At 64.9% G+C, this 18,493-nt stretch carries 18 protein-coding genes; 5 read left to right on the top strand and 13 right to left on the bottom strand.

The genetic code is table 11. From position 1 onward, the window contains the following. Positions 1 to 26: 26 nt before the first annotated feature. The 9 genes from ureC to urtA form a co-directional block, all read right to left on the bottom strand. Entirely contained in the window at positions 27 to 1,733 is a 1,707-nt protein-coding gene (gene ureC / locus BBA01S_RS12030) for an urease subunit alpha (protein WP_027816667.1), read from the bottom strand. 43 nt (positions 1,734 to 1,776) lie between these two features. Beyond that, positions 1,777 to 2,082, bottom strand: a complete 306-nt coding sequence (locus BBA01S_RS12025) for an urease subunit beta (RefSeq protein ID WP_027816666.1) — start codon at positions 2,080 to 2,082, stop codon at positions 1,777 to 1,779. A gap of 10 nt (positions 2,083 to 2,092) precedes the next feature. Next, complete coding sequence (ureA, locus tag BBA01S_RS12020) at positions 2,093 to 2,395, bottom strand: urease subunit gamma (RefSeq protein WP_017773123.1); 303 nt, start codon at positions 2,393 to 2,395, stop codon at positions 2,093 to 2,095. A 300-nt stretch (positions 2,396 to 2,695) separates the two neighbouring features. Further along, positions 2,696 to 3,610, bottom strand: coding sequence for an urease accessory protein UreD (locus tag BBA01S_RS12015; RefSeq protein WP_027816665.1), 915 nt, complete (start codon positions 3,608 to 3,610; stop codon positions 2,696 to 2,698). A 91-nt stretch (positions 3,611 to 3,701) separates the two neighbouring features. Then, on the bottom strand, positions 3,702 to 4,397 hold the full coding sequence (gene urtE / locus BBA01S_RS12010) for an urea ABC transporter ATP-binding subunit UrtE (RefSeq protein WP_027816664.1): 696 nt from the start codon (positions 4,395 to 4,397) through the stop codon (positions 3,702 to 3,704). Between the two features lie 38 nt (positions 4,398 to 4,435). Further along, positions 4,436 to 5,221 (bottom strand): urea ABC transporter ATP-binding protein UrtD, encoded by a 786-nt coding sequence (urtD, locus tag BBA01S_RS12005; protein ID WP_245641489.1) that lies wholly within the window; start codon positions 5,219 to 5,221, stop codon positions 4,436 to 4,438. An 83-nt stretch (positions 5,222 to 5,304) separates the two neighbouring features. Then, entirely contained in the window at positions 5,305 to 6,483 is a 1,179-nt protein-coding gene (gene urtC / locus BBA01S_RS12000) for an urea ABC transporter permease subunit UrtC (RefSeq protein ID WP_027816662.1), read from the bottom strand. A gap of 2 nt (positions 6,484 to 6,485) precedes the next feature. Further along, a complete protein-coding gene (gene urtB, locus BBA01S_RS11995; protein ID WP_084162120.1) occupies positions 6,486 to 8,126 on the bottom strand; it encodes an urea ABC transporter permease subunit UrtB in 1,641 nt (546 codons plus the stop codon). A 132-nt stretch (positions 8,127 to 8,258) separates the two neighbouring features. Next, positions 8,259 to 9,563, bottom strand: a complete 1,305-nt coding sequence (gene urtA / locus BBA01S_RS11990) for an urea ABC transporter substrate-binding protein (RefSeq protein ID WP_027816660.1) — start codon at positions 9,561 to 9,563, stop codon at positions 8,259 to 8,261. Positions 9,564 to 10,003: 440 nt separating this feature from the next. On the opposite strand from urtA, the gene BBA01S_RS11985 reads away from it, so the two are divergent. Next, positions 10,004 to 11,323 (top strand): aspartate aminotransferase family protein, encoded by a 1,320-nt coding sequence (locus tag BBA01S_RS11985; protein WP_245641482.1) that lies wholly within the window; start codon positions 10,004 to 10,006, stop codon positions 11,321 to 11,323. A gap of 79 nt (positions 11,324 to 11,402) precedes the next feature. Here the strand turns inward: BBA01S_RS11985 and BBA01S_RS11980 are convergent, their stop codons facing one another. Both BBA01S_RS11980 and BBA01S_RS11975 read right to left on the bottom strand, forming a co-directional pair. Next, positions 11,403 to 11,726: a rhodanese-like domain-containing protein gene (locus tag BBA01S_RS11980; protein ID WP_027816658.1), complete on the bottom strand. Its 324-nt coding sequence runs from the start codon at positions 11,724 to 11,726 to the stop codon at positions 11,403 to 11,405. A 79-nt stretch (positions 11,727 to 11,805) separates the two neighbouring features. Beyond that, positions 11,806 to 12,459, bottom strand: coding sequence for a protein-L-isoaspartate O-methyltransferase family protein (locus BBA01S_RS11975; RefSeq protein ID WP_027816657.1), 654 nt, complete (start codon positions 12,457 to 12,459; stop codon positions 11,806 to 11,808). 177 nt (positions 12,460 to 12,636) lie between these two features. Between BBA01S_RS11975 and BBA01S_RS48630 the strand changes: the two genes are divergently transcribed. Next, the gene (locus BBA01S_RS48630) at positions 12,637 to 12,873 is read left to right on the top strand and encodes an antitoxin PaaA2 family protein (protein WP_407668308.1); all 237 of its coding nucleotides are present in this window, start codon (positions 12,637 to 12,639) and stop codon (positions 12,871 to 12,873) included. A 103-nt stretch (positions 12,874 to 12,976) separates the two neighbouring features. Here the strand turns inward: BBA01S_RS48630 and BBA01S_RS11965 are convergent, their stop codons facing one another. Together BBA01S_RS11965 and BBA01S_RS11960 are read right to left on the bottom strand one after the other, a co-directional pair. Beyond that, complete coding sequence (locus tag BBA01S_RS11965; protein ID WP_042296962.1) at positions 12,977 to 14,110, bottom strand: ABC transporter substrate-binding protein; 1,134 nt, start codon at positions 14,108 to 14,110, stop codon at positions 12,977 to 12,979. A 132-nt stretch (positions 14,111 to 14,242) separates the two neighbouring features. Beyond that, positions 14,243 to 15,184 (bottom strand): CysB family HTH-type transcriptional regulator, encoded by a 942-nt coding sequence (locus tag BBA01S_RS11960; RefSeq protein ID WP_027816654.1) that lies wholly within the window; start codon positions 15,182 to 15,184, stop codon positions 14,243 to 14,245. 234 nt (positions 15,185 to 15,418) lie between these two features. Between BBA01S_RS11960 and BBA01S_RS11955 the strand changes: the two genes are divergently transcribed. The 3 genes from BBA01S_RS11955 to BBA01S_RS11945 are packed head-to-tail and all read left to right on the top strand — an operon-like array spanning position 15,419 to position 18,454. Continuing rightward, complete coding sequence (locus tag BBA01S_RS11955; RefSeq protein WP_027816653.1) at positions 15,419 to 17,098, top strand: nitrite/sulfite reductase; 1,680 nt, start codon at positions 15,419 to 15,421, stop codon at positions 17,096 to 17,098. A gap of 31 nt (positions 17,099 to 17,129) precedes the next feature. Continuing rightward, a complete protein-coding gene (locus tag BBA01S_RS11950) occupies positions 17,130 to 17,666 on the top strand; it encodes a DUF934 domain-containing protein (protein ID WP_027816652.1) in 537 nt (178 codons plus the stop codon). Continuing rightward, a complete protein-coding gene (locus tag BBA01S_RS11945; protein ID WP_042296865.1) occupies positions 17,663 to 18,454 on the top strand; it encodes a phosphoadenylyl-sulfate reductase in 792 nt (263 codons plus the stop codon). Before BBA01S_RS11950 ends, BBA01S_RS11945 begins: the two co-directional genes overlap by 4 nt. The last annotated feature ends 39 nt before the right edge of the window (positions 18,455 to 18,493 follow it).

The following is an 18,493-nucleotide window of genomic DNA, read 5'->3' as shown; positions in this document are numbered from 1 at the left end:
CAGTACTTCAATACTTGAAACAGAACTTAGAACAGGAAATAGCGCTGCGCCATCGGCAGAACCGTGGCGGGTTCGCAGGTGAGCAATTGTCCATCGGCGACGACCTGATAGGTCTCCGGATCGACGCTGATCGACGGCTGCCACGCGTTGTGGATCATGTCCGCTTTCGTGACGTTGCGGCAGTTACGTACGGCTACGATACGCTTTTGCAGGCCGTAGCGCTCGGGCATGCCCAGGTCGAGCGCAAGCTGCGAGACGAAGGTGAGCGACGTCTGCGTGAGCGCGCGGCCGCGCGTGCCGAACATCTCGCGATAGTGCACGGGCTGCGGCGTGGGAATCGAGGCGTTCGGGTCGCCCATCTGCGCAAGCGCGATCATGCCGCCCTTGAGGATCAGCGACGGCTTGATGCCGAAGAACGCCGGATCCCAGAACACCAGATCGGCCCATTTGCCCGGTTCGATCGAACCCACTTCATGCGAAATGCCATGCGTGAGCGCCGGATTGATCGTGTACTTGGCGACGTAGCGCTTGACGCGAAAGTTGTCGTTGCGCGACGAGTCTTGCGGCAGCGCGCCGCGTTGCACCTTCATCTTGTGCGCGGTCTGCCAGGTACGGATGATGACTTCGCCCACGCGACCCATTGCCTGGGAATCCGAAGAAAGCATCGACAGTGCGCCAAGGTCGTGGAGGATGTCTTCGGCGGCGATGGTTTCGCGGCGGATGCGCGACTCGGCGAAGGCGATATCTTCGGCAATCGACGGGTCGAGGTGATGGCAGACCATCAGCATGTCGAGGTGTTCGTCGAGCGTGTTGACGGTGTAGGGGCGCGTCGGATTGGTCGAGGAGGGCAGCACGTTGGCTTCGCCGCAGACCGCGATGATGTCGGGTGCGTGGCCGCCGCCCGCGCCTTCGGTGTGGTACGTGTGGATCGTGCGGCCCTTGAACGCGCCCACGGTCGCTTCCAGGAAGCCCGATTCGTTGAGCGTGTCGGTGTGGATCGCGACCTGCGTATCGGTTGCGTCCGCAACGGTGAGGCAGTTGTCGATGGCGGCGGGCGTCGAGCCCCAGTCCTCGTGCAGCTTCAGGCCGATCGCGCCGGCGGCGATCTGTTCCTCGGCGGGCTTGGGCAGGCTCACATTGCCCTTGCCGAGAAAGCCCAGGTTGATCGGCCAGCCGTCGGCGGCCTGCAACATGCGCTCCATGTGCCACGGCCCCGGCGTGCAGGTGGTCGCGTTGGTGCCCGTTGCCGGGCCCGTGCCGCCGCCCAGCATCGTCGTCACGCCGCTGGCGAGCGCTTCGTCGATCTGCTGCGGGCTGATGAAGTGGATGTGCGTGTCGATGCCGCCCGCCGTGACGATCTGGCCTTCGCCCGCGATCACTTCCGTCGACGCGCCAATCGGAATCGTCACGCCCGGTTGCACGTCCGGATTGCCGGCCTTGCCGATCTTCCAGATGCGCCCGTCCTTGATGCCGATGTCGGCCTTCACGATGCCCCAGTGGTCGAGGATCACGGCGTTGGTCACGACCGTGTCGGCGACTTCGGCATGCAGGCGCTGCGACTGGCCCATGCCGTCGCGAATCACCTTGCCGCCGCCGAACTTCACCTCGTCGCCATAGACGGTGTAGTCGCGCTCGATCTCGATGAGCAGGTCGGTGTCGGCGAGACGCACGCGGTCGCCGGTCGTGGGGCCGAACATCTCCGCATAGGCGCGGCGGCCGATCTTCAAGGTCATATCGGAATCCTGATGAATTCGAAAGGTGGCGCGGGCGTGCCGCTCAGAGCGGGCCCATCACCTTGCCGCTGAAGCCGTAGACGGCGCGGTCGCCCGCGAGCGCGACCAGCTCGACGGTGCGTTCCTGGCCGGGCTCGAAGCGCACGGCGGTGCCCGCCGCGATGTTCAGGCGGAAGCCGCGCGCGGTTTCGCGATCGAACGCCAGCGCGTCGTTGACTTCGTAGAAGTGAAAGTGCGAGCCGATCTGCACGGGGCGGTCGCCCGTGTTCGCGACCGTCACGGTCACGGTTTCGCGGCCCACGTTGAGTTCGATTTCGCCGTCATCGATGAGCATTTCGCCGGGGATCATGCGCGCAGCCTCAGGGAATCGGATGGTGGACGGTGACGAGCTTGGTGCCGTCGGGGAAGGTGGCTTCGACCTGGATGTCGGGGATCATCTCGGGCACGCCTTCCATCACGTCGTCGCGCGTGAGCAGCGTGGTGCCGTAGTGCATGACCTCGGCGACGGTCTTGCCGTCGCGGGCCGCTTCCATCAGCGCCGCGCTGATGAAGGCGACGGCCTCCGGGTAATTGAGCTTGAGGCCGCGGGCGCGGCGCCTTTCGGCGAGCAGCGCGGCGGTGAAGATCAGGAGCTTGTCTTTCTCGCGTGGCGTGAGCTTCATCGTTCTGGGTCTTGGGCGGAGTGCTGGGTGCGGGTGCGTGCGCGAGCCTGCAAGGCGATGCGAAGCGGATAAACGCGCACTCTTTGATTGCGCCAGATCAGCTTACGGTAGCGAGGTTACGCCCAGCTTGCAGCTTCGCACGCAACGCGCGCGTATCGGTGCAAGCTGACAGCAAGGGTTGTGCCAGTGAAGGGGACAGCGTGAATGCACCAGATGCGGTGCCGATATGCACCGCATTGGCGATTGGGTGAGGTGATGTTGTGCATCGGCGCGGGAAATGCGCCGTAGTGGTGCGCTGGCTTACGTCGTCCAGAGGCGCAGCGGCGCGGCAGGCACGCCGTGCACGAACGGCCGCAGCTGCGACCAGCATTGCGCCAGCGTGTTTTGCAGCGGCTCCATCGAGCGCGCCACCACGCGCACGAGCAGCACGCCCGGCGCGACGCAGCTTGCGCCCGAGCGCAGCGCATCGTCGAAGGGCAGCGTCGCGGCCATGTCCTGCGCGAGCGCGTCGTTGCACGCAGGCCCGATCGCCCACAGCACGCCGAACGCGGGATAGCCCGCGAGCCCTTGCGGCGCATCGCGCAGCGGATCGGTGGCGTCGATGAGCGCGCGCTCGAACCAGAGCAGTTGCTCTTCGGCGGGCTCGGCCGCGTCGGGCGTCGCCGCGCGGATCACGCGCGTGAGCGAGCGCACCATGCCGGTCGACCAGCGCTCGCCGGCTGCCTGGCGGCCCAGTTGCATGGCGTCCCAGCCGATGGCGGTAGCGCCTTCGGCGAGCGTGAGTGCAAAGTCCAGCTCGGCATGGGCGTGATCGAAGACCAGATTGTTCTGCGGCAGCCAGTCGAATTTCGCGCCCGCGCCCACGCGCACGTGGATGCGCTGGCGCGCGACGCGGCCGTTGGACTTGTACCACTTGGTCGCGCCCGGTGTCGTGATGACCGCGTGCGCGCCGTCGCCCACGTTCACGTCGATGTCGAGCCGGTCGCCGCCCGCGATGCCCGCTGGCGGGTGCACGATCACGGCGTGGCAGATCGCATCGCCTTCGGGGTAGAGCGGTCGTTGCACGCGCAACGGCCCGGAATGCAGGCGATGCGTAAGCGCCGTGCGCGCCTTCTGCAGCTCGAAGCCGAGTTCGAGCTTCGCGGCCCATTCGGGCGGTGCCGGGTTGCGAAGCGTGGTGTTGGCGAGCGCGGCGTGATCTTCGTGGAGCGACATGCGGTTTTCGAGCGGGCAGGGGCGGAACGTGGCGTGCAGGATAGCATGCGCCGATTATTGAGCCGCCGGCGCACCGTCCACGTAAGCCCCCTCAAACCGCAATCAGCTCCCTCACCCCGTCCGCATCCATCTGCGCGCCCGCGCCGCCTGCGACGATCTCGCCGCGGCTCATCACCCAGTAGCGATCCGCGATGGCTTTCGCGAAGTCGTAATACTGCTCGACCAGCAGCACCGTGAGGTTCATCTCCTCGACGAGCCTGCGCAGCGTGCGGCCGATATCCTGAATGATCGACGGCTGGATCCCTTCGGTGGGCTCATCGAGAATCAGCAGTTGCGGATCGCTCATCAGCGCGCGGCCAATCGCAAGCTGCTGTTGCTGGCCGCCCGAAAGATCGCCGCCGCGCCGCGCCTTCATGTCCTTGAGCACGGGGAAGAGCGCGTAGATATGTTCCGGCACGCCCTTGGGCATGCGCTTCTTGCTCGCCGCGCCCACCAGCAGGTTCTCTTCGACCGTGAGGCGCGGAAAGATATCGCGGCCTTGCGGCACATACGCGAGCCCCTGCGCCACGCGCGCATGCGTGGGCAGTTTCGTGAGCGCGTGCTCGCCCCAGGCGATCGTGCCGCTTTTGGTCGGCACCACGCCCATCAGGCAGCGCAGCAGCGTGGTCTTGCCCACGCCGTTGCGCCCGAGCAGCACGGTCAGCTCGCCTTGCGGCACCGTCATCGAGACATTGCGCAGGATGTGGCTGCCGCCGTAGTACTGGTTCAGCGATTCGATGTTCAGCATGGCTAAGGATGTCGATGGTCAGGCGATGAGGAACGGGATCAACGTCCCAGGTACGATTCGATCACGGTCTCGTCGCGCTTCACTTCGTCGAGCGTGCCGTGCGCGAGCACCCGGCCCTCGGCCATCACGGTGACGCGGCCGGTCTCGCCCGCGAGCGCGGCGACGAACTCCATGTCGTGCTCGACCACCATCATCGAGCAGCTGCCGCGCAGGCGGTTGAGCAGGGCGGCCAGCTCCATCGTCTCGTCGTCGGTCATGCCGGCGGCGGGTTCGTCGAGCAGCAGCAGTTGCGGCTTCTGCATCAGCAGCATGCCGATTTCGAGCCGCTGTTTCTGGCCGTGCGAAAGCTCGCCCGCCAGGCGCCGTGCATCGCTCTCAAGGCGAATGATTTCCAGCGTCTGCTCGATCTTCGCCTGCGCGTTGCGATCCAGGCGCGCGCGCAGCGTCGCGAACCAGCCCTTGTCGGCCTTCATCGCGAGTTCGAGGTTTTCCCACACGGGATGCTGCTCGAACACCGTGGGCTTCTGGAACTTGCGGCCGATGCCCGCGCGCGCGATCGACGGTTCGTTCATGCGCGTGAGGTCGAGCGTCTGGCCGAGAAACACCTTGCCCGAATCGGGCGCGGTCTTGCCGGTGATGACGTCCATCATCGTGGTCTTGCCCGCGCCGTTCGGGCCGATGATGCAGCGCAGCTCGCCGGCGTCGATGGCGAGCGACAGCTTGTTGAGCGCGCGAAAGCCGTCGAAGCTCACGGTCACGTCTTCCAGATAAAGGATCGTGCCGTGCGAGATGTCGATGGCGCCGGGCTCGACCACGTGACCCATGCTGGCGACGCCGGAGACCGTGAGCGTCTCGTCGTCGTCGAACGGGTTGTGATTGAGCGGATCGTTGAGGAGGATGTGTCCGTTCATGCGCGCTTGCCTCCAAGGCGTTTTACCGCGGCCTCGATCAGGCCCATGATGCCGTTAGGCAGCAACAGCGGCACGAGCACGAAGATGAGGCCGAGGAAGAACAGCCAGTATTCGGCGAAATAAGCCGTGAAAAAGCTCTTCGCGCCGTTGACGGCAAAGGCGCCGATGATCGGGCCGATCAGCGTGCCGCGTCCGCCCACGGCGACCCAGATCGCCATTTCGATCGAGTTGCCGGGCGACATCTCGCTCGGGTTGATGATGCCGACCTGCGGCACGTACAGCGCGCCCGCGATGCCGCACAGCACGGCCGACAGCGTCCAGATGAAGAGCTTGTAGCCAAGCGGGCTGTAGCCGAGGAACATGAGCCGCGTTTCGCCGTCGCGCACGGCCGTGACGACGCGCCCGAGCTTGGACGTGACGATGGCGCGCGCCGCCAGGAACGCCAGCACGAGCGTGGCGAACGTCATCAGGAACAGCACCGTGCGCGTGCCCGGATGCGTGATCGGCATGCCGGCGATGCGCTTGAAATCGGTGAAGCCGTTGTTGCCGCCGAAGCCCGTTTCGTTGCGATAGAACAGCAGCATCGCGGCGAAGGTCATGGCCTGCGTGATGATCGACAGGTACACGCCCTTCACGCGCGAGCGGAACGTGAAGAAGCCGAATACCCACGCGACCACGGCGGGCACCAGCACGACCAGCAGCAGCGCCACGCCCAGATGCTGCGTGCCCTGCCAGTACCATGGCAGCGAATGCCAGTCGAGGAACACCATGAAGTCGGGCAGGTCGCTGCCGTATTTGCCGTCGTGGCCGATCTCGCGCATCAGGTACATGCCGATGGCGTAGCCGCCCAGCGCGAAAAAGAGCCCGTGGCCGAGGCTCAGGATGCCGCAATAGCCCCATACGAGATCGAGCGCGAGCGCGGCGATCGCGTAGCACATCAGCTTGCCTGCGAGCGTCATCGTGTAGGCGGACAGATGCAGTGCGCTCGATTGCGGCAGCACCAGCGCGCACAGCGGCACGCCCACGCCCATCGCGATGATGAGCGCGATCAGCGCAATCCACGCGCGACGCGACAGCAGGGCGGGGCGCGCGGGCAGACCGAGTGCGAAGGTCTCGGCAGCGCTGTCGTGCGCACCGAGCGCATGACGCGGCGAAGTAGAAGAGGCGACGGTCATGTTCAAGCCTCCGCGCTACGGCCCTTGAGGGCGAACAGCCCCTGCGGACGCTTCTGGATGAAGAGGACGATCAGCACGAGCACGGCGATCTTTGCGAGCACGGCGCCCCAGAACGGCTCGATGGCCTTCGACACCAGCCCGAGACCGAAGCCGCCGATCACCGTGCCCGCGATCTGGCCCACGCCGCCCAGCACGACGGCCATGAACGAGTCGATGATGTAGCTCTGGCCGAGATCCGGCCCGACGTTGCCGATCTGCGAGAGTGCACAGCCGCCCAGACCCGCGATGCCCGCGCCGAACGCGAAGGCCCACGCATCGACGCGCGCGGTGCGCACGCCCACGCACGCGGCCATGCGGCGGTTCTGCGTCACGGCGCGCACGAACAGACCCAGGCGCGTTTTCGTCAGCACCGTCCACGCGATGCCCACGACGATCAGCGAGAACGCCAGGATCGCAAGGCGGTTGTACGGCAGGATCAGGTTCTGCATCACGGTCACGCCGCCGCTCATCCACGCGGGGTTTTCGACCTGTACGTTCTGTGCGCCGAACAGCATGCGCGTCGCCTGGATCAGGATCAGGCTGATGCCGAACGTAGTCAGCAGCGTCTCCAGCGGGCGGCCATAGAGATGGCGGATCACCAGGCGCTCGATCACCGCGCCGATCAGCGCAGCGGTGACGAACGAAGCCGGAATCGCCAGCAGCGGATACCAGTCGAATGCGCCGGGCGCATAGCGCTGGAACAGCGTCTGCACCACATACGTTGCGTACGCACCGATCATCAGGAATTCGCCGTGCGCCATGTTGATGACGCCGATCAGGCCATAGGTGATCGCCAGCCCGAGCGCGGCGAGCAGCAGCACGCTGCCCAGCGACAGCCCCGCGAACAGCGTGCCGAAGATCTGGCTGCGGCGCTGGATCGAATCGAGTGCGTCGATGCCTTGCTGCGCGGCGGCGCGCACGTCGGCGTCGGGTTCGTTGAAGGCGCCGCTCGCGTTCTTCGCGACGAGCGGGCGCAGCAGTTCGTACATGTCGAGGTCGTGACGCGCGGCGACGAGTTTCGTCGCTTCCAGGCGCGTCGCCGCGTTGGGATCGCGCAGCGCGCTCATGGCCCAGAGCGTGTCGAGACGGCGCTTGAGTGTGGGATCGGTTTCCTTCGCGCGGGCCGCGTCGATCATCGGCTTCATCGACGGATCGGGGTTCTTGAGCAACTCGGCGATGGCCGCGCCGCGCGCCTGCACATCGGGCGACGCGAGTTGCAGGCCCGACAGCGCGCCCGCGACTTTGGAGCGCAACTGGTTGTTCAGCGTGATTGGCTGGGCGCTGGATGCCACATTCGCAGCCACAGCTTTGCCGGTGGCGGCGTCGCGTGCATTGTCGCCGTCCTGGATCAGCACTTCGCCGGAATCGGTGGCCGTGACGTTGTCTTCGGACAAAGCTTTTAGGAGTGCGAGCGAAGCGGCGTCGTGCGTGGCAATGAGCTTGTCGATGGCGGCGGACTTCGCATCGAAGTCATCGGCGCCGAGCGGCGCGACATCGGCGGTGTCGAGCGCATATGCACTCGTGCCGAGCATCGCAAAGAGCGCAGCGGCGGCGAGCGCATGGCGCAGCCCCGTGCGGGCGAACCTCGAGAATGAGAGAGCCATGATGTCTTCTTCTTGATGCGGGGCGCGGCGCAAGGACGATGCGGTGCGCCCCGTTCGGGCAGATCGTGCGCGCGATGCGAACGCTGTCGCGTCGCGCGCCGGGTACTTCAGACGCGGCTCAACGACACCGCATCAAGCCGTGCGCGAGCGGCGCAGGAATTCGGGCAGCACGTCCTGCGTGACGACATCGGGCTTGCCTTCGTTGCCGGCGATGAACGGGCTCCACGGTTGCGCGCGGATCGCCGTCTTGGTCTTCCACACCACGTTGAACTGACCGTCGCCGCGAATTTCGCCGATCATGACGGGCTTGTGCAGATGGTGGTTGCCGTCCATCGTCAGCGTGAAGCCCGAGGGCGCGGGCACGCTCTGGCCGATCATCGCCACGCGAACCTTGTCGACGTCGGTGCTCTTTGCTTTTTCGACGGCCTGCTTCCACATGTGGATGCCCACGTAGGTCGCTTCCATCGGGTCATTGGTGACGCGCTTGCTGCCGCCCGGCAGGTTGTTGGTCGCGACCCATTGCTCGAACTGTTCCTTGAACTTCGTGTTGTTCGGGCCTTTCACCGACATGAAGTAGTTCCACGCCGCGAGGTGGCCGACGAGCGGCTTCGTGTCGATGCCGCGCAGTTCCTCTTCGCCCACCGAGAACGCGACGACGGGCACGTCCGTCGCCTTGATGCCCTGGTTGCCGAGCTCCTTGTAGAAGGGCACGTTCGAATCGCCGTTGATGGTCGAGACCACCGTGGTCTTGCCGCCCTGCGAGAAGGTCTTGATGTTCGCGACGATGGTCTGATAGTCGCTGTGGCCGAACGGCGTGTAGACCTCCTGAATATCGCTGTCCTTCACGCCCTTGGAGTGCAGGAAGGCGCGCAGGATCTTGTTGGTCGTACGCGGATACACATAGTCGGTGCCGAGCAGGAAGAAGCGCTTGGCGCCGCCGCCTTCGCTGCTCATCAGGTACTCCACCGCGGGAATTGCCTGCTGATTGGGCGCGGCACCCGTGTAGAACACGTTGCGCGACATCTCTTCGCCTTCGTACTGCACCGGGTAATAGAGCAGGCCGTTGAGTTCCTCGAACACCGGCAGCACCGACTTGCGCGACACCGACGTCCAGCAGCCGAACACGCACGCGACCTTGTCCTGGGTGAGCAGCTGGCGCGCCTTTTCGGCGAACAGCGGCCAGTTCGACGCCGGGTCGACCACCACCGGCTGGATCTGCCGGCCCATCACGCCACCGTTCTTGTTGATGTCGGCAATCGTCATCAACGCCGTGTCCTTGAGCGAGGTCTCCGAAATCGCCATCGTGCCCGAGAGCGAATGCAGGATGCCGACCTTGATGGGGCCGCTGCCCGTGTCGGCGTGCGCGAACTGCACGCGTCCTGCAAGTGCGAGTGCGCCCGACATCGTCCCGAATTTCAACAGACTGCGACGTTTCATTGCATTGCCCCTTTGGGTGAAGTCATGGTCGTGGCGCATGGGTCGTTGGGTGATGCGCCGGCTGTTCGTATCAGTCTTGCCGAACCATTACTGCAAGGGCTATGCCAGTGCACGCTTAAGTACGGAGATATGCGCGACGCGTGCAGCAGCAAGCTCCTGACGGTGTGCATGGCGCGTCGCGCGGCGCAACGCGCACACGAATGTGGTGCAATGCGACGCATGTTCGGGCGCGCTGCATCGTTGCAGTGCGAAAACGCTCGGGATCGCCGGACGATGCGGTGCATGACGCTGATCGCGGCCGCTATACAAGCGTGCGCAAGTGCAGGCGCGCTACTTCGTTGTGCATGCCATGCGCATGTGTCGGCCACTGCCTACACTGAATTTCCAGAGGCCTCTTTGCTTGTTGTTGTTCTTCGCTCAACCTTGAAAAGGAGATGCAGATGAATGCCAGCCTGCCCGATCTGTCCGCGTTCTGGATGCCCTTCACCGCAAACCGGCAGTTCAAGCGCGCGCCGCGTCTGCTTGTCGGCGCGAAGGGGATGCACTACACCTCGCACGACGGGCGGCAGATTCTCGACGGCACCGCGGGGCTGTGGTGCGTGAACGCCGGGCATTGCCGCGACGAGATCGTCGCCGCGGTGCAGGCGCAGGCAGCGGAAATGGACTTTGCGCCGACCTTCCAGATGGGCCACCCGGTCGCCTTCGAAGCTGCCGCGAAAATCGCAAAGCACACGCCCGGCGATCTCAAGCACATCTTCTTCACGAACTCGGGCTCGGAGGCCGTCGATACGGCGCTCAAGATCGCGCTGGCCTTTCATCGCGCGCACGGCGAAGGGCAGCGCACGCGTTTCATCGGGCGTGAACGCGGGTATCACGGCGTGGGTTTCGGCGGCATTTCGGTGGGCGGCATCGGGCCCAATCGCAAGGCCTATTCGGGGCAACTGCTGCCGTCGGTCGATCACCTGCCGCACACGCTCAATATCCACGAGGCCGGCTTTTCGAAGGGGCAGCCCACGTGGGGCGCGCATCTCGCCGACGATCTGGAGCGGCTGTGCACGCTGCACGATCCGTCGACGATCGCTGCCGTGATCGTCGAGCCGGTGGCGGGTTCGGCCGGCGTGCTAGTGCCGCCGCAAGGCTACCTGCAGCGCCTGCGCGAGATCTGCGACAAGCACGACATCCTGCTGATCTTCGACGAAGTCATCACGGGCTGGGGGCGGCTGGGCGCGCCGTTCGCGGCCAACTATTTCGGCGTCACGCCCGACCTGCTGACGATGGCCAAGGGCACCAACAATGCGGCCGCGCCGATGGGCGCCGTGGCCGCGAGCGCCCGCATTCACGACCAGATCGTGGGTGCTGCGCCCGGCGGGATCGAGCTGTTCCACGGCTATACGTATTCGGGCCATCCGATCGCGGCGGCGGCAGCCTGCGCGGCAATCGATCTGTACGAGAGTGAAGGCCTGTTCGGGCACGCGGCGCAGATGGCGCCGGTCTTCGAGCGCGAGATCCACAAGCTGCGCGGCGAGCCGCACGTGATCGACGTGCGCAATCTGGGCCTGGTGGGCGGGGTGGAGCTGGAGCCGCGCGAAGGCGCGCCTGGCGCGCGGGCGTATGAGACGTTCGTGCGCTGCTACCAGAAGGGCGTGCTGATCCGCTTTACGGGCGACATTCTGGCGTTCTCGCCGCCGTTGATTGCCGACGAAAAGCAGATCGAGGAGATTTTCTCGACCGTGGCGCTGGTGCTGCGCGAAATCGACTGACGTGAGCGATGCAACGAAAAAGGGCGCGGCCTTGTGAGGCTGCGCCCTTTTTTATCGGTGCGATCCGTGGATCGCGCGATCAGTACGTCGGCACCTTGGGGTCGACCTGACGCGACCAGGCGTCGATGCCGCCTTGCAGGTTGAAGACCTTCGTGAAGCCGCGCGACTGCAGGAACATCGCCACCTGGGCGCTGCGTGCGCCGTGATGGCAGATGCAGACGATTTCCGCTTCGTCGTCCAGTTCTTCGCTGCGGGCGGGGATCTGCGCCATCGGAATCGAGACGATGCCGTCGATCTTTGCCGTTTCGATTTCCCACGGTTCGCGCACGTCGAGCAGCACGGGAGCGGGGCGCGAGGAATCGGCGAGCCATTCGGCGAGGGCGGGAGCGGTCAGGATCTGCATGAAAGACTCAATCTGGAGAGTGAACCGGCCGGGCATGCTGCCCGGCTGCGGTGTTGAAGCTCAATGCTAAAGCTGGATTTTAGAACTTGAAGCGCGGCGGCTGCACGGCGTTTTCGAGCGCTTCGACCCAGGTTTCGAAGACGCTGGCGACGCGGTACTGCTTTTCGTCCATGCGCGTGATGATCTGGGCTTCCATGACCGGCGCGCTGCCGACAAACGCGGCCAGACGTCCGCCCACCTTCAGTTGTTCGAGCAGTTCCTGCGGCACGACGGGCAGGCCGCCCGAGACGCAGATGACGTCGTAGGGCGCATTTGCGGCCCAGCCACGCGACGCGTCGCCCTGCACGACTTCGGCGTTCAGCACGCCGTTCTTGACGAAGTTCGCGCGCGCGAATTCGGCGAGTTCCGTGTCGATTTCGACCGTCACGACCTTTTGCGCGCGGTGTGCGAGCAACGCCGCCATGTAACCCGAACCCGCGCCAATCTCCAGCACGCTTTCGTGCTTCTTCACCGCGAGCTCCTGGAGCACGCGCGCTTCGACGCGCGGATGCAGCATGTGCTGGCCATTGGGCAGCGGCAACTGGAGGTCGGCGAACGCGAGATCCGCGTAGGCGGCGGGGACGAAGTGCTCACGCTTGACGATCGAGAGCAGATTCAGCACGTCCTGGTCGAGCACCTCCCAGGGGCGGATTTGCTGTTCGATCATGTTGAAACGCGCTTGTTCGATGTTCATGGTGACTCGGCGTTGGGGTTCTTTCGGATTTTCTGGGCGGGCGGCCGTTTGCTGACGAGCTGTCAAAAACGGTGCCATGCAACCGCGAGATTGTACCAAAGGGCTTTCGCGCCGCGCCTTGCCGCCGACAGGGGGAAAACGCGCAGGTGCCGCGCGCAGGATTAGCCATTCGGATGAATTCCGCGGATCGCGAACGAAGGCGCGCTGCCGTTCGATTTCGCGGTCGATCCGGCCACGCACGACGCATGGTTTCGCGCGAAGGTGCGCGAGGCGCTGGAAGATCCGCGCCCCGCGATTGCCGATGAGGACGTGGAGGCACATTTTGCGAAGCGGCGAGCCGCCGTGACGAGCGAGGCGCCCGAGCCGCAAGCCGTCGGGTCGCAGCCTTCCGGTTCACGCAAGCGTAGAAGTTGAGGGTCGAATGGTCGCCGCTCGCGCTGGCCGACCGCGAGGCGATATTCGACTTCTCCCAGACCCGCAATCACCGTTCGCGCTGCTACCCGCGCCTGGCGCTGTGTTATTGCCCCAGATACACGAATTTCCCGCCGCGTATCGTGCCCATCACGCTCGCGCGCTGATCCAGGCCCACGTGGTCTTTTTCGCTCGTGTTGACCATGCCGTTGGGCACGACCACTTCGTGCGCGTGTTCAAGCTCACTGCGCAGCGCGACGCGAAACGCCTCGGTGCCCGGCTGCGCGGCCTTGAGCGCGCGCGACACGGCGTCCTGCAAACGCGGATACACGCCTGCCGCGTCGCCCGCGAACTGCGTGACCGTGCCGGGGCCGTACTTGGCCTCATACGCATCCACGAAGGCTAGAGCGGCTTTTTGCGCCGGTTGATCGGCGGGCAAGGTGCGCGCGACCACGACTGGCTGGGTCGGGAACAGGGTGCCTTCGACGTCCTTGCCGCCGAGTTTGATGAACTCAGGCGTGGCGATACCGTGAGTCTGGTAGATCGCGCCCTTATAACCGCGCTCGACGAGCGTGCGCTGCGGCAGAACCGTCGGCGTGCCAGCGCCCGCGATCAGCACGGCGTCGGGCTTCGCGGCGATCAGCTTGAGGATCTGGCCCGTGACGCTGGCGTCGGTGCGGTTGAAGCGCTCGGTCGCCACGACCTGGATGTTGCGTTCCTTCGCGAACTTCGTGAACTCGTTGAGCCAGCTGTCGCCGTAGCTGTCCGCGAAGCCGATGAAGCCCACCGTCTTCACGCCGTGCGCGGCCATGTAGCGCGTCATGACGTCGGCCATCGCCGCGTCGGTCTGCGCCATCTTGAACGCCCAGACGCGCGTGCCCTGCTGCGGCTCGACCACGGACGCCGAGCCCACCAGCGTGATCATCGGCGTCTTGCTTTCGGCGACGGGGTCGAGTGCGGCGAGGGCGGCGGGCGTGATGTTCGGCCCGACGATCACGTCGACGTGATCTTCGTTGATGAGCTTGCGGATATTGCGCACGGCCGCGCCCGGGTCTGAGCCGTCGTCGAGCACGATGTACTCGGCCTTTTGTCCCGCAATCGTCGGGGGCCACATCAGCATCGCGTTCTTGCTCGTGATGCCGATGGCGGCGGCCGGGCCGGTGCTCGACAGGTCGATGCCGACTTTCAGGTCGGCGTGCGCGGCGGGGGCGACCGCGCCCAGCGCGAAGGCGGCAGCCATGGCGAACGGACGCAGGGACGAACTCAGACGCAGATACGACTTCATGCAGCGGTCTCCAGGAAGGAAAAAAGCGAGAAGCGTTCTAGTTAGTGGTCGTGCTGGCGGCGCAGTCGTTGGCCCGGCGCCGCGCTTTTACAACTCGTAGGTCTCGTGTTCGCCCTTGAGTGCCTGTTCGATCAGCTTGCGGTTCAGGGTCGGCGAGAGCAGCTCGACCAGCGTGTAGACGTAGCTGCGCAGATACGCGCCCTGCTTGAGCGCCACCCGCGTCACGTTGCTGCCGAACAGATGACCCACCGGCACGGCGCGCAGATGGCGGTCGCGCTCGGCATTGAAGGCGATGTCGGCCATGATCCCCACGCCCAGACCCAGTTCCACGTAGGTCTTGATGACGTCGGCGTCGATCGCTTCGAGCACGATGTCCGGCGACAGGCCGCGCAGGCGGAACGCCTCGTTGATCTTGGTGCGGCCCGCGAACGCGTTGTCGTAGGTGATCAGCGGAAACTGGGCCAGATCGTCGAGCGACAGCGGCTTGCGCTCCAGCAACGGGTGATCGGGCAGCATCACGGCGACGTGGTGCCAGGTGAAGCAGGGCAGCGAGACCAGTTCCTTATAGTTGGAGATGGCTTCGGTCGCGATCGCCAGGTCGGCCTGGTCGTGCAGTACCATCTCGGCGACCTGGGTCGGGCTGCCTTGCAGGATCGACAGATGCACCTTCGGAAAGCGCCGCTTGAACTCGGCGATGGCCGCGGGCAGCGAGTAGCGCGCCTGGGTGTGGGTCGCCGCGATGACCAGGTTGCCTTGATCCTGGGCCGCATAGTCCTTACCTACGCGTTTGAGGCTCTCCACTTCCTGGAGGATGCGCTCCACCGACGCCAGGATGATGCGGCCCGGCTCCGTGAGCGAGCGCACGCGCTTGCCGTGGCGGGTGAAGATTTCGACCCCTAATTCGTCCTCGAGCTCGATAATCGCCTTCGAGACGCCGGGCTGGCTTGTATACAGTGCCTTCGCCGCTTCCGTGAGGTTGAAGTTCTGACGGACGGCCTCGCGGACGAAGCGGAACTGGTGGAGGTTCATATATAACCCCTTGGCATATCAACCTGATTTTTAGATCGTTTGAAATATAAGGCGAGTTTATTACCATTTCCCCAACTTTTCCAATATGGATATCTGTTTTGGTCATTAGCACATGACCGGCGATTTGAAGGCGCCGGCCAGTTGCGATGTAGCAGGGCCAGAACTAGCCAAGTCGAAGTCGGAGAACGTGGCGTAACCGGAACGCCGCGATTGATACAACCCTGGGGTCCCCGAATGTACCAATACGATCAGTACGACCAGACCATCGTCGACGAGCGCGTCGTGCAATACAGCGACCAGGTTCGCCGCCGCCTGTCGGGCGAATTGAGCGAAGAAGAGTTCCGCCCGCTGCGCCTGCAGAACGGTCTCTACTACCAGCGTCACGCCTATATGCTTCGCGTCGCGATTCCGTACGGCAATCTGCGTAGCGACCAACTGCGTATGCTCGGCCAGATCGCGCGCGAGCACGATCGCGAGTACGGCCATTTCTCGACGCGCTCGAACATCCAGTACAACTGGATCAAGCTCGAAGAAACGCCCGAAATCCTCGCCAAGCTCGCGTCCGTCCAGATGCATGGCATCCAGACCTCGGGCAACTGCATCCGTAACATCACCGCCGACCAGTTCGCGGGCGTGACGCCCGACGAAGTCGTGGATCCGCGCCCGTGGGCCGAGATCATGCGCCAATGGTCGACGTTCCACCCCGAATTCGCGTGGCTGCCGCGCAAGTTCAAGATCGCCGTCTCGGGTTCGAAGGAAGACCGCGCCGCCGTGCAGATCCACGATCTGGGCGTCTACCTCGAGCGCAACGAGCAGGGCGAAGTGGTCGCCAGCATCCTCGCGGGTGGTGGCCTTGGCCGCACGCCGATCATCGGCGCGATCATCAAGCGCAACCTGCCGTGGCAGCACCTGCTGACCTACTGCGAAGCCGTGCTGCGCGTGTACAACCGCTACGGCCGCCGCGACAACCTCTACAAGGCGCGTATCAAGATTCTCGTGAAGGCGCTCTCGCCCGAGAAGTTCGCGCAGCAAGTGGAAGAAGAGTGGCAGCACCTGAAGGACGGCCCGTCGACGCTCACGCAGGCGGAAGTCGATCGCGTGTCGCAGTATTTCGTGCCGCCGGCCTACGAAAAGCTCGCCGACACCGACACGTCGTACGAAAAGCACCTGCTGGAAAACCGCGCCTTCGCGCGCTGGGTCGAGCGCAATGCGCGCCCGCACCGCGTGCCGGGTTACGCGTCGGTCACGATCTCGCTCAAGCCGCGCAACATCGCGCCGGGCGACGCCACCGACAAGCAGATGGAAGCCGTGGCCGACTGGGCCGATGAATACTCGTTCGGCCAGATCCGCGTCTCGCACGAGCAGAACCTGATTCTCGCCGACGTCAAGAAGCGCGACCTGTTCGCACTGTGGGAAAAGGCGAAGGAACAAGGCTTCGCGACCGCGAACATCGGCCTGCTGACCGACATCATCGCGTGCCCGGGCGGCGACTTCTGCTCGCTTGCGAATGCGAAGTCGATTCCTATCGCGCTGGCAATCCAGGAGCGTTTCGACAACCTCGATTTCGTCTACGACCTGGGCGACCTGTCGTTCAACATCTCGGGCTGCATGAACTCGTGCGGTCACCACCACGTCGGCAACATCGGCGTGCTGGGCGTGGATAAGGACGGTTCGGAGTGGTATCAGGTGTCGCTCGGCGGCGAACAGGGCAACGGCGCCAACGGCGCGCGCCTTGGCCGCGTGATCGGCCCGTCGTTCTCGGCGGAAGAGATGCCCGACGTGGTGCAGAAGGTGATCGATACGTTCGTCGAGCAGCGCATCGACGGCGAACGTTTCATCGACACCTACGACCGCATCGGCATGGCGCCGTTCAAGGAGCGCGTGTACGCACAGCGCCAGGCCGCCCACGCCTGACACGCCCGCAACGAGATACGAGAGTTAAGCAATGGCATTGATCATCAAGAATCGCGAGATCGTTGAAGACAGCTGGCAGGTCGTGCGCGCCGCCGAAGACGGCGTGCTGCCCGATGTGGCCGCGCTGCCCGCGGGCAAGGTGCTGGTTCCGTTCGCGTACTTCCAGGCCAACCGCGAGGCGCTCGTCGCCGCGCGCGGCAAGGACGATCTGGGCGTGTGGCTCGCGCCGGACAGCGAACCGGCGGACGTGGTCGCCGATTTCGACCAGGTTGCGCTGATCGCCGTCGATTTCCCGGTGTTCCGCGATGGCCGCGGCTATTCGATCGCGCGTCTGCTGCGCGAGCGTTATGGCTACAAGGGCGAGATCCGCGCGATCGGCGACGTGCTGCGCGACCAGCTGCGTTTTTACGAGCGCTGCGGCTTCGACGCCTACGCGCTGCGCGCCGACAAGGACATCAACGACGCGCTGAAGGCGTTCACCGAATTCACGGTGCAGTACCAGGGCGCGTTCGACGAGCCGTCGCCGCTGTTCCGCCGCAAGGAAGGCCAGCGAGGCGTTGCAGCATGACGACCGCTTCTTCCACGCCAGCCAGCGAAATCACGGCTGACCTGCAAGCGAAGATCGAGCGCCTCGACGCACTGCTCGATTCGATCGCTGCACGTCATGCCGACGTGAAGCTAGCCAGCAGCCTCGCCGCCGAAGACATGCTGCTCACCCACGCGATCCTGTCGCGCGGCGTGAAGATCGGCATTTTTTCGCTCAACACGGGCCGCCTGCACGCGGAAACCGTCGGCATGATCGACACGGTGCGCGAGCGCTACGGCTACGAGATCGAGCAGTTCCGTCCGCAGCAGGACGCGATCGACGAATACGTCACGCAGCATGGGCTGAACGCGTTCTACGAGAGCGTCGATCTGCGCAAGCGCTGCTGCGAGATCCGCAAGGTCGAGCCGCTCAACCGCGCGCTGTCGGGCGTGTCGGCGTGGGTCACGGGCCAGCGCCGCGAGCAGTCGGTCACGCGTGCGGAGCTGCACGAGGAAGAACGCGACGAAGCCCGCAACATCGACAAGTTCAATCCGCTCGCGGACTGGACTGAAGCCGATGTCTGGGCGTACCTGCGCGGCTTCGACGTGCCGGTGAATCCGCTGCACGCACGCGGCTACCCGAGCATCGGCTGCGAACCCTGCACGCGTGCGATCCGTCCCGGCGAAGACAGCCGCGCGGGCCGCTGGTGGTGGGAATCGCGCGACACGAAGGAATGCGGGCTGCACATCACGTCGGTTTCCGCGATTCCGGTGGTCGAGGCGGCGGCGGAAGTTTCGCCTCTGGTTTCCGCGATTGGCCACGCGAGCTAAGATTGAAGTTTTCGCGCCGCTTTCAGCGTTATAGCGAAC

This window comes from Paraburkholderia bannensis NBRC 103871, assembly GCF_000685015.1.
Lineage (GTDB): Bacteria > Pseudomonadota > Gammaproteobacteria > Burkholderiales > Burkholderiaceae > Paraburkholderia > Paraburkholderia bannensis.
The sequence above is the reverse complement of the archived record's forward strand: the minus strand, read 5'-3'. Positions and strand labels throughout refer to the sequence as shown.